Here is a 10,334-nt window from a genome sequence, read left to right as displayed (position 1 = left end):
CCCGTCGGCCGGTGTCGGTGTCGTCCCCGGCGGGGACCGGTTCGAGGCGTGTAAGTCCCCCTGAGGGTCTCGCCGGGAAAAACCGGTCACCAACCCGCCGTCGGACGGCCCGGCCCCGCCGGCGACGCGCAACAGGCCCGGGCTGAAATCGCCCGGGCGGTCCGGAGAACGCCAAGTCTCCGCCCGTCGGGGGCCTCTGTCGGGAGCGGGTTAAAACCCCGCGCCCCGAGGGCTCACCGGAAAATCGGTCACGCGGAGCGCTCCGGCCCCGGCCGAAACGGTTCCCTCTATCCCTTCCTCCGGGCCTGGCCCGGACGCTCCGCCGCCTCCCCTCCCCCCGCCGGCGCATCGTCGGCGGTCGTCGCGACCCCGTGCCTGATGCCCGGCGGGCGCGCCGTTCACCCCTCATCCCCCGGAGATCCGTCCATGAGCCGATTCAGAGCCCCTCCGCCGCCCGGCGGGCCGTCCACCCCGGACGACAAGGTGATCCCCTTCCCGTCCAGCGGCGAGATGACGCCGCAGCAGCTCAAGGCCGAGCTGGCGGCGTTCGAACGGGTCGCCAGCGACGAGCTGATGCTGCGGATCCGCTACAACCTGCTGAAGTCGAAACTCAATCTGATCGACACCTACGATCCCGTACCCGACGACGTCCGGGCCCGTCTGACGGCGCGGCTGTCGTCGGGGGCTGCCGGCCCCGAGATGGAAGATCTGGGCTAGGGCACCCCTCAGCCACCACCACCGGCCGGGACTTTTGGAGAAAGTCCCGGCCTCTGCTATATCTCCGCCTCGATCCTCACATCTCTCCTGCCCCCGGACCGCCCCTTGAGCGTCACCCTTGATCTGTCGCGCGTCGCCCGTGCTGACGCCGCCCCGGCCGCCAAGCCGCCCGTCAACCTGTCGGGCCTGACCCGCGCCCAGCTGATGGACGCCCTGGTCGAGTCCGGCGCGGCCGAGCACGGCAAGGCGCGGATGCGGGCCACCCAGGTGTTTCGCTGGATGCATCATCGCGGCGTCACCGACTTTACGTTGATGACCGACGTGGCCAAGGAAACGCGGGCTCGGCTTGCCGAGGCCTTCACCATCGCCCGGCCCGAAGTGGTCGAGCGGCAGGTGTCGCAGGACGGCACCCGCAAGTGGCTGATCCGCATGGCCCCCGGCATCGAGGTCGAGACCGTCTATATTCCCTCGGTCGGCCGCTCGGGCGCTCTGTGCGTGTCCAGCCAGGTGGGCTGCACCCTGAACTGCAGCTTCTGCCACACCGGCACCCAGGCCCTGGTGCGCAACCTGACCGCCGCCGAGATCGTCGCCCAGGTGCAGATCGCCAAGGACGACCTCCTCGAATGGCCATCCGACAAGGACGACCGGCTGCTGAGCAACATCGTCTTCATGGGCATGGGCGAGCCGCTGTACAATCTGGGCAGCGTCGCCGACGCCATCGAGATCATCAGCGACAATGAGGGCATCGGCATTTCGCGGCGGCGGATCACCGTCTCGACCTCGGGCGTCGTGCCGCAGCTGCAGGCCCTGGGCGAGAAGACCCAGGCCATGCTGGCCATCAGCCTGCACGCCACCAACGACGCCCTGCGTGACGTGCTGGTGCCGCTGAACAAGAAGTATCCGCTCGAGCAGCTGATGGCGGGCATCCGCGCCTATCCGGGGATCAGCAATGCCCGGCGGGTGACCTTCGAATATGTGATGCTGAAGGGCGTCAATGACAGCCCGGCCGAGGCCCGCGCACTGATCAAGCTGATCAAGGGCATCCCGGCCAAGATCAACCTGATCCCGTTCAATCCGTGGCCGGGCAGCGACTATCAGTGCTCGGACTGGGCGGCGATCGAGGCCTTTGCGGCCATCGTCAACAAGGCCGGCTATTCCTCGCCGATCCGCACTCCGCGCGGCCGCGACATCCTCGCCGCCTGCGGCCAGCTGAAGAGCGAGAGCGAAAAGGTCCGCGCCTCGGCGATGCGCAAGCTGTCGATGGCCGCCATGGCCGGCGTGCTAGACGACGAGGACGACGAGGGGGTCTGAGGCCGCTTCTCCCCTTGCGGGAGAAGGGGGCTGAACAAAGCGCTGTCTTCCTGGGCCCTGTGCCCAGGACCCATGGCCGGCGGCAGGCTCTGAAAATGAAAGTCTTTTCGGCGGACGCGCCCAGGCCTGAGGTTCGGTTCAGCGGTTCCTGATCCCATGGGTCCTGGGCACAGGGCCCAGGAAGGCAGAGTTTTCAGCCCGACTGCTGAACACCGCATGGCATCCGCCCCCCTCTGACGCGAGCCCCCTACGCAAGCCTCGCCGAGCCGTGTTAGTGAGTCTGTGCCGTTTCCGGTCCGGGGGTTATCGCGTTCATGCCGTCGCAGCTTCAATCGCCTGAGGTTCAGGCCTTCGCCACGGGCTTTCCGGTCACCCTGCTCCATGCCGGGGTCACCCTGATCATGCTGATCATCGGTACCACCCTCTATGCGATGCTCACCCCGCACCGCGAGATCAAGCTGATCCGCGAGGGCAATTCGGCCGCCGCCCTGTCGCTGGGCGGCGTCATGGTGGGTCTGGCCATTCCGCTGGCGGTGTCGCTGATGGCCTCGACCTCGGTGATCGAGATCGTCATCTGGGGCGCGGCCACCATCGCCGTGCAGCTGCTGGTGTTCCGCGTTACCGACATGGTGCTGCAGGGCCTGCCCGAGCGCATCCATGAGGGCGAGGTCGCCGCCGCCGCCCTGCTGGTCGGGGCCAAGCTGGCCACCGCCCTGATCCTCGCCGCCGCCGTGGCCGGCTGATCCGGAAAGCCGAGGGCGCAGTCCCGTGCATTTCCCCAAGCTTCCCGACTGGCTGGTCTATGCGGTCGCCGTCAGCGCCCTGCTGGTGGTTGCCGTCGGCCGTCAGGAGCGCTCCGACGCCCCGCCGCCGCCGCCGCCGGTGCCCGGCGAGGAAGGCCTGCCGCTGGGCCCGGCCTCGCCGTTCGACCCCTCGATCGTCGTCCAGGTGCCCGACAAGGCCGAGCCGGGCTCGGGCACGGCCTTCTCGATCAGCGATGACGGCACCTGGCTGACGGCCCGCCACGTGGTCGACGGCTGCAGGTCGGCAGCGATCGTCGTGGCCGACGGCCGGGGTGTCGCGGCCCGCATCACCATCGATCCGCGCGCCGATGCCGCCATCCTGACCACCGAGGGCGGCGCGCCGTCGGTGCCGCTGGGCCTGAGCGAGCCGCTGCGCCGCGGGGCGCGGGCCTATCATCCGGGCTTCCCGCAGGGCCATCCGGGCGAGGCCGCCTCGCGCCTGCTGGGTCGTGAAAACCTCGTCGTGCATGGTCGCGGGGCGCGGACCGAGCCGGTGCTGGTCTGGGCCGAGGTCGGTCGCACCGACGGGCTGAAGGGCACCCTGGCCGGCCTGTCCGGCGCCCCGGCCCTCGACGGGGCCGGGCGGGTGATCGGCGTCACGGTCGCCGAAAGCCCCCGCCGGGGCCGCATCTACACCACCGCGCCCGAGACCCTGAAGACCCTGCTGGGCCCCCGCCGCCGTCACGGGGCCGAGAGCGCCATGGGCGAGGCGATCACCACCGACAACTACGGCCGCGTCGCCGACGGCCTGCGCCGCGACCTGCGGGTGGCCCAGGTGGTGTGTCTGGGGGTTTGATCCCTTCAACGCTCCATAATCATGTCATCCCGGAAGCCTCGCAGAGGCTGTCCGGGACCCAGGGGCAACCGCGCGGCATTGGCCCCTGGGTCCCGGCTCTCCCCCCGACTTCCGCCGGGGTACGGCCGGGATGACAAGGTTTGGGTAGGCAGACGGTTAGGTCGTTTCGGCCTCTGCCGTGTCTGCCGCCTTGCCGATCTCGCCCTGCCGCGCCGCGACCAGGAACGACAGGGCGATGGCCACGAGGCCGATCAGGGCCGTGTAGAGGAAAAACGCCGTATAGCCCGCCGCCATGGCCGGGGCGCTGACCCCCAGCTTGGCCCCGGCGGCGGTGAAGCTCTCCGGCGGCAGGCGGGTGAACAGGGCCTTCAGCGCACCGATCGGTCCGCCGGCTTCCGCCGCCACGGCCGAGGCCTCGACGATACGGCCGGACTGCGAGGCCAGCAGCTTGCCCGGCAGGGCGTACAGCGACGAGAACAGGGCATACTGCGTGGCCGTGAACCCGGCCGTGGTCAGGCTCGACATGTAGGCGATCAGGGCCGTTCCGGCGACGCCGCCGGCCAGGTTGTCGATGCAGATGGCCGCAAGCAGCACCCCGGTATTGTGGCCGCTCATCGCCAGCCAGGCGAAGACCAGGTTGCTGATCGGCTGGGCGAAGGCCCCGACGATCAGGGCCCGCATCAGGCCCAGCCGCGCCACCACCACGCCGCCGAGAAAGACCCCGGCCATCGAGGCGACGATGCCGAACACCTTGCGGATCTCGGCGATCTCGGTGAGCGAGAAGCCCATGTCGCGGTAGAACGGGTTCATGATGTTGAGCACGAAGTCCGAGACCCGGTAGACGCAGATGGTCGCCAGGATCAGGCCGGCGACGCCCGAAAAGCGGGTCAGGAACTCCTTCAGCGGCGCATAGAGCGCGGTCGACAGATAGACCCCCGGCTTGGTCGGCAGTTTCGGGATCGGCCAGGCGGCGACGACGATCACGCCCAGACCGGCCAGCACCCCGACCAGTTGCAGCCAGATGCCGTTGGGCTTGGCCTTCCAGGCCGCCTCCAGGGCCTCGCCGCCGACAAAGCCCGAAAGCAGGCTGGCATCGCCCGACAGACCCGAGCCGACCAGCAGGGCTCCGACCAGCAGGATGGCCAGCCGCAGCAGCCACTCGCCGATCTCGAGGGCGCGAGGCTGGGTGACGCCGTCGGTGTGAATGGGCCGGATCGCATGGGCCGCCTCGCGCGGGGCCAGCAGGGTCGAGACCACGCCGACCGACATGGCGGCGGCCATGGCCAGATAGGAGATGTTCCAGCCGAAGCGCTCGGCCAGCAGCAGCGGCACCGCGCCGGCCATGATCATCGCCCCGCGATAGCCCCATTGCACGGCCACCGCCATCTGGCCCTGGCGGTCGGTGTCGACCACCTCGATCCGCCAGGCGTCGATGACGATGTCCTGGCTGGCGGTGGCGAAGCCGACGATCACGGCCACGGCCGCCATCAGGGGCAGGTTGGTGGCCGGATTGATGCCCGAGATCAGCAGCAGGCCGGCGATGATCACCGCCTGGCAGACCAGCATCCAGGCCCGCCGGTGGCCGACCAGGCCGTGCAGGACCGGCACCTTCGTGCGGTCAATCAACGGGGCCCACAGGAACTTGAACGAGAACGACAGGGTCGCCAGGCTGAAGAAGCCGATCACCGCCAGCGACAGGCCCGCATCCCGCAGCCACAGCGACAGGGTGTCGAAGATCAGCATGTAGGGCAGGCCCGAGGCGAAGCCGAGGCCCAGCATCACCAGGCTGCGACGCTCGCCGAAAAAGGCCAGGGTCTGCAGCAGCGTCTTCTTCGGCGGTGCGGCGGTCGGAGCGGTCATGCGGCGGCTTTTCCCCTGGCGGGGAAAGCCCCGCCCTTAGCCGGCGACCTTGGCGCGCGTCGGGGATTTCGTCCAGCCGGAGGCCGGCTCGGCGGCCTCGCCCGGGCGACCCGTCCAGCGGCTGAGCACTTCGCGCAGCGATCCATGCGTCAGCGGCTTGACGAGGAAGTCGTTCATACCCGCCGCCAGGCAGGCCCGGCGGTCCTCGTCGAAGGCATCGGCCGTCAGGGCGACGATCGGGGCGGTGATGCCCTGGGCGCGCAGGGTCTGGGCCGCGTCGAGCCCGCTCATGCCAGGCATGCGCAGGTCCATCAGGATCAGGTCATAGCTGTCGCTGGACAGGGCCGCGACGGCCTGCTCGCCGTCGGCCACACGGTCGACCTTGCAGCCCTCGCGTTCCAGCAGGGTGCGGGCCAGCAGGGCGTTGATCGGATTGTCCTCGGCCAATAGCACCCGCACGCCGGGGGCCGAGGCCGCCGCGATGCGGTCGTCCTCGACGGGACGCCCGGCCGGGGCTGGCGTCTGGGCATTGGCCTGCAGCACCTGGGCGACGATCGAGGCCGCCCGGAGGGGCTTGATCAGATAGCCGCTGAAACCGGCCGCCCGCAGGCGGTCGATGCGACCGCGCTGGTCGGGCGTCAGCAGGACCACCGCCCGTCGGCCCACCGGCGGCCGCAGCGACCGGCGCGGTCCGGCCAGGGCGGCGTCGATCAGCAGCACCGCGTCCAGCGGCGCGGCCGCCACGACGCCGGCCACGTCATCGGCGACGAAGGCCCGTCCGCCGGCGGCCTGGATCTGGCGCAGGGTTGCGGCCCGGACGATGGCATTGGGCGAGGCCACGCCGACGGCATGCCCGGCCAGCGAGCGGTCCAGGGTCGCGTCAGACACCGTCTCGAACGGGGCCTCGAACCAGAAGTCGGCGCCCTGCCCGACCTCGCCCCCGACCCCGGCCTCGCCGTTCATGGCCCGGGCCAGACGCGTGACGATGGCCAGGCCCAGGCCTGCCCCGCCCAGCTGGGTGCGATGGGTGATGTCGGTCTGGACAAAGGCCTGGAAGATCTTGGCGCGGGCCTCCGGCGCAACGCCTGGCCCGGTATCGGTGACCGTGAACCGCACCCGGCCGGCCCCGGAGACTCCGGCCGACAGCAGCACGCCGCCGGTCTCGGTGAACTTCACGGCATTGCCGGCATAGTTCAGCAGGATCTGCCGCAGCCGGCCCTCGTCGGCAAACAGGATCGGCACGTCCTGGGCTACGGCCCAGGCGATCTCGATGCCCTTCTCGTGGGCCCGAGGGCTCATCAGTTCAGCCACCTGGCGCAGCAGGTCGCCGACATGCACCGGGGCCAGGCTCAGCGCGATGTCCGTGGCGCCGAGCCGGGCAAAATCGAGCACGTCATTGACCAGGGACAGCAGGTGGTCACCGCTCTCGCGCAGGGCGGTGACATAGGCGCGCTGCTCGCCGGTCAGGCGGGTGCCCTCCAGCAGCCGGGCCATGCCCAGCACACCGTTCAGGGGCGTGCGAAACTCGTGGCTCAGGGTGGCCAGCTGTTCGGGCGTAACACCGGTGGGGCGCGTATCGGTCATGGGCTCACCCTAGGGGACGCGGCTTAACACCCGGTCAAAACACCGGTTGCCCACTGGAAAGACCCTCCGGCTCGCCGGTCGCGGCCGTGCGACGGTGGGCCAGGGCCTCGGCGACATGGATCCGGCGCACCGCGCCTGCATCCTCCAGATCGGCGATCGTGCGGGCCAGCCGCAGCACCCGTGTCCAGCCCCGGGCACTGATCCGTCCGGCCTCTGCGGCCCGGGCCAGCAGGCTGCGCCCGGCCTCGTCGAGATCGGCGATCGTCTCCAGAAACGCCCCCTCGGCCCGGCCGTTCAGGGTGTCGGGACTGCCCTCCGCCTCGGCCCGCGCCACCTGCAGGGCCCGGGCCCGGGCGACGCGGACGGCGACCTCGGCCGAGCCCTCGACCGGCGGCGGCAGGGCGAGGTCAGCGGCGGTCACGGCGGGCATGTCGACCGCCAGATCGATCCGGTCGATGAGCGGCCCCGAGACGCGGCCCTGATAGTCCTTCTGGCAGCGGGGCGCCTTGCCGCAGGCCCCGCGCCCGGCCCCGCCATGACCGCAGCGGCAGGGGTTCATGGCCGCGACCAGCTGCACGCGGGCCGGATAGCGGACATGGGCATTGGCCCGCGCCACCATCACCTCGCCGGTTTCCAGCGGAGCGCGCAGGCTGTCCAGGGCCTGGACCCCGAACTCCGGCAGCTCGTCCAGGAACAGCACGCCGTTATGGGCCAGCGACACCTCGCCGGGCTTGGCCCGGTGCCCGCCGCCGGTCAGGGCCGCCATGCTGGCGCTGTGGTGCGGGCTGCGAAACGGCCGGGCCCGGGTCAGGGCCCCTCGGGCGATCAGCCCCGCCACGGAATGGACCATCGAGGTCTCCAGCAGCTCGGCCGAGGTCAGGGGCGGCAGCAGGCCCGGCAGGCGCTGGGCCAGCATCGACTTGCCCGAGCCCGGCGGGCCGCAGAACAGAAGGTTGTGGCCGCCGGCGGCGGCGATCTCGAGCGCCCGCTTGGCATGCTCCTGGCCCTTGACGTCGCGCAGGTCCTTGACCCGCTCGCCCTCCAGAACCGGACCGGGGGCCGGGGCCGACAGCACCTGGCTGCCGCGAAAGTGGTTGATCAGGGCCACCAGCGACCGGGGCGCCAGGATGCGGGTGCCACCGGCCCAGGCGGCCTCGGGACCGCTGGCCTCGGGACAGATCAGGCCCAGACCCATGGCCCCGGCCGCCATGGCCGCCGGCAGGGCTCCGGCGGCGGGCACGATCCGTCCGTCCAGCGACAGCTCGCCCATGGCGGCCCAGCCGTCGAGGGCGTCCAGCGGGATCACCCCCAGCGCCACCATTACCGCCAGAGCGATCGGCAGGTCGAAATGGGCCCCCTCTTTGGGCATGTCGGCCGGGGCCAGATTGGCCACGATGCGCTTGCCCGGCAGCGACAGCCCCAGACCCGCAAAGGCGCCGCGCACCCGCTCCCGGCTCTCGGCGACGCCCTTGTCGGCCAGGCCCACGATGACGAAGTTGTTCTGACCGTTGGTCAGCTGCACCTCGACATCGACGCGGCGCGCCTCGACGCCCTCGAACGCCACCGTGACCACCTTCGCGGCCATGTCCGCCTCATGGATCGATTGGAGTTATCCACAAGCGAACCATGCAAGCCGGGGTAGAGCAAGAACAAAAAATGAACGTTTCGGGAAAAGCCGGGCCTCGGCCGCCCGTTTCAGTCTTTCAGCCCGTCAGAAGGCTCAGGCGCGAAGCTCTGCGATGCGATCCCAGAGCACGGCGGCGGCGTCTATGCCGCTGAACCGCTTCAGCTGCTGGGCCCCGGTCGGCGAGGTCACGTTGATCTCGGTCAGATACTCGCCGATCACGTCGATACCCACGAACAAAAGCCCCCGGCGCTTGAGCTCGGGCGCGATGATGGCGCACAGCTCCAGATCGCGGGGGGTCAGCTCGACCGCCTCGGCCCGGCCGCCGACCCGCAGGTTGGAGCGCACCTGACCCGCCGCCGGCACGCGGTTGATCGCGCCCACCGGCTCGCCGTCGACCAGCAGGATACGCTTGTCGCCCTTGCTGACGGCCGGCACGAACTTCTGGGCGATGACCTGCTCGCGACCGATCAGGGCGTGCAGCTCCAGCAGGGCATCCAGGTTGGGATCGTCGGCCAGCAGCCGCGCCACGCCCGAGCCGCCGCCGCCATAGAGTGGCTTCAGCACGATGTCGCCGTGCCGGGCCCGGAAATCATAGATCGCCTCATAGTCCGAGGTGATCAGGGTCGGCGGCTGCACGCCGGGGAAGTCGGTGACGAACAGCTTCTCGGGCGCATTGCGCACCTCGGCCGGATTATTGACCACCAGGGTGTGCGGGTGGACCTTCTCGAGGAAGTGGGTGGCGGTGATATAGGCCATGTCGAACGGCGGATCCTGGCGCATCAGCACCACGTCGACATCGTCCTTCATGTCCAGCACGACCGTCTCGCCCAGCTGGGCATGGGCCCCCTTGACCGCCGTCAGCACCAGCGGCTGGGCCCGGGCAAACACCCGGCCATCCTCGAGCGACAGCTTGTCAGGCGTATAGACCCACAGCCGGTGCCCCCGGCTCTGGGCTTCCATCATCATCAGGAAGGTGGTGTCGGTGTCGATATTGATCCCCAGGACGGGATCCATCTGGACGGCGACTCTCAACGACATGGACGACTCCGGATCAGCTTGGCGCCGGGGTTAGGACCATCCCGCGCCGCGAGAGCCTAGTTAAGGCTGCGGCGAAGGGAATGCGAGGGGTGAGTTGGTCCCATCTTCCCCCTGCGGGGGAAGACGACCGCGAAGCGGTCCGTAGGAGGCAAGTCTGGCGGACACGGGCTCTCGCCCTCACGCGACTGCTCGCTGAAGTCAGGGGGGAGGCGCGAAGCGGCCGGGGCGAACCCGGAGACCGTGCCCTTAATCCCCATACTCCCGTCATCCCGTGGCTTGTCCACGGGACCCATTTGTCGGCTTCACGGTCGGATGATCGCCGGTTGCTCACGGTGCAACGGAACCATGGGTCCCGTGGACAAGCCACGGGATGACGGCGATTTATGGGATGGGCGCAAGCCCACCTTCGCGCCGAAGGGAGCCATCCATACATCTCACGGCCAGCCTCTCCTCCTGAGGACTCCAACCGCCAGGACGGCCGGTGCCATTCGAACGATCACGTCCGCCAAGCCACGAGAGGCCGAAAAGCGGACGCTGCTGACGTCTGAGAAGGGTGGCGAGCGGACGCCCTGACCAAGTCCCTCTCTCAAAGAGAGAG

The 10,334-nt window shown here is 70.0% G+C and carries 8 protein-coding genes; 4 read left to right on the top strand and 4 right to left on the bottom strand.

Going from position 1 to position 10,334, the window contains the following annotated elements; genetic code table 11:
- Positions 1 to 426: 426 nt before the first annotated feature.
- The 4 genes from DBR10_RS00605 to DBR10_RS00590 all read left to right on the top strand — a co-directional run bounded on the left by DBR10_RS00605 (position 427) and on the right by DBR10_RS00590 (position 3,627).
- Positions 427 to 717, top strand: coding sequence for a hypothetical protein (locus DBR10_RS00605; protein ID WP_108504055.1), 291 nt, complete (start codon positions 427 to 429; stop codon positions 715 to 717).
- Positions 718 to 822: 105 nt separating this feature from the next.
- A complete protein-coding gene (gene rlmN / locus DBR10_RS00600) occupies positions 823 to 2,028 on the top strand; it encodes a 23S rRNA (adenine(2503)-C(2))-methyltransferase RlmN (protein ID WP_108504056.1) in 1,206 nt (401 codons plus the stop codon).
- Between the two features lie 314 nt (positions 2,029 to 2,342).
- Positions 2,343 to 2,771 carry a DUF350 domain-containing protein gene (locus tag DBR10_RS00595; RefSeq protein WP_108504057.1) on the top strand — a complete coding sequence of 143 codons (429 nt, stop codon included), beginning with the start codon at positions 2,343 to 2,345 and terminating at the stop codon, positions 2,769 to 2,771.
- A 25-nt stretch (positions 2,772 to 2,796) separates the two neighbouring features.
- On the top strand, positions 2,797 to 3,627 hold the full coding sequence (locus DBR10_RS00590) for a S1 family peptidase (RefSeq protein WP_108556076.1): 831 nt from the start codon (positions 2,797 to 2,799) through the stop codon (positions 3,625 to 3,627).
- Between the two features lie 156 nt (positions 3,628 to 3,783).
- On the opposite strand, the gene DBR10_RS00585 is transcribed toward DBR10_RS00590, so the two are convergent.
- From DBR10_RS00585 to gshB, 4 genes are all read right to left on the bottom strand, one after another.
- Positions 3,784 to 5,487 (bottom strand): AmpG family muropeptide MFS transporter, encoded by a 1,704-nt coding sequence (locus DBR10_RS00585; RefSeq protein WP_108504058.1) that lies wholly within the window; start codon positions 5,485 to 5,487, stop codon positions 3,784 to 3,786.
- A gap of 36 nt (positions 5,488 to 5,523) precedes the next feature.
- Entirely contained in the window at positions 5,524 to 7,071 is a 1,548-nt protein-coding gene (locus DBR10_RS00580; RefSeq protein ID WP_108504059.1) for a response regulator, read from the bottom strand.
- A 34-nt stretch (positions 7,072 to 7,105) separates the two neighbouring features.
- Complete coding sequence (locus DBR10_RS00575; protein WP_108556075.1) at positions 7,106 to 8,656, bottom strand: YifB family Mg chelatase-like AAA ATPase; 1,551 nt, start codon at positions 8,654 to 8,656, stop codon at positions 7,106 to 7,108.
- 135 nt (positions 8,657 to 8,791) lie between these two features.
- Positions 8,792 to 9,736, bottom strand: coding sequence for a glutathione synthase (gshB, locus tag DBR10_RS00570; protein ID WP_108489749.1), 945 nt, complete (start codon positions 9,734 to 9,736; stop codon positions 8,792 to 8,794).
- Between the last annotated feature and the right edge of the window lie 598 nt (positions 9,737 to 10,334).

This window comes from Caulobacter sp. HMWF025 (genome assembly GCF_003060965.1).
Classification (GTDB): domain Bacteria; phylum Pseudomonadota; class Alphaproteobacteria; order Caulobacterales; family Caulobacteraceae; genus Caulobacter.
The sequence above is the reverse complement of the archived record's forward strand: the minus strand, read 5'-3'. Positions and strand labels throughout refer to the sequence as shown.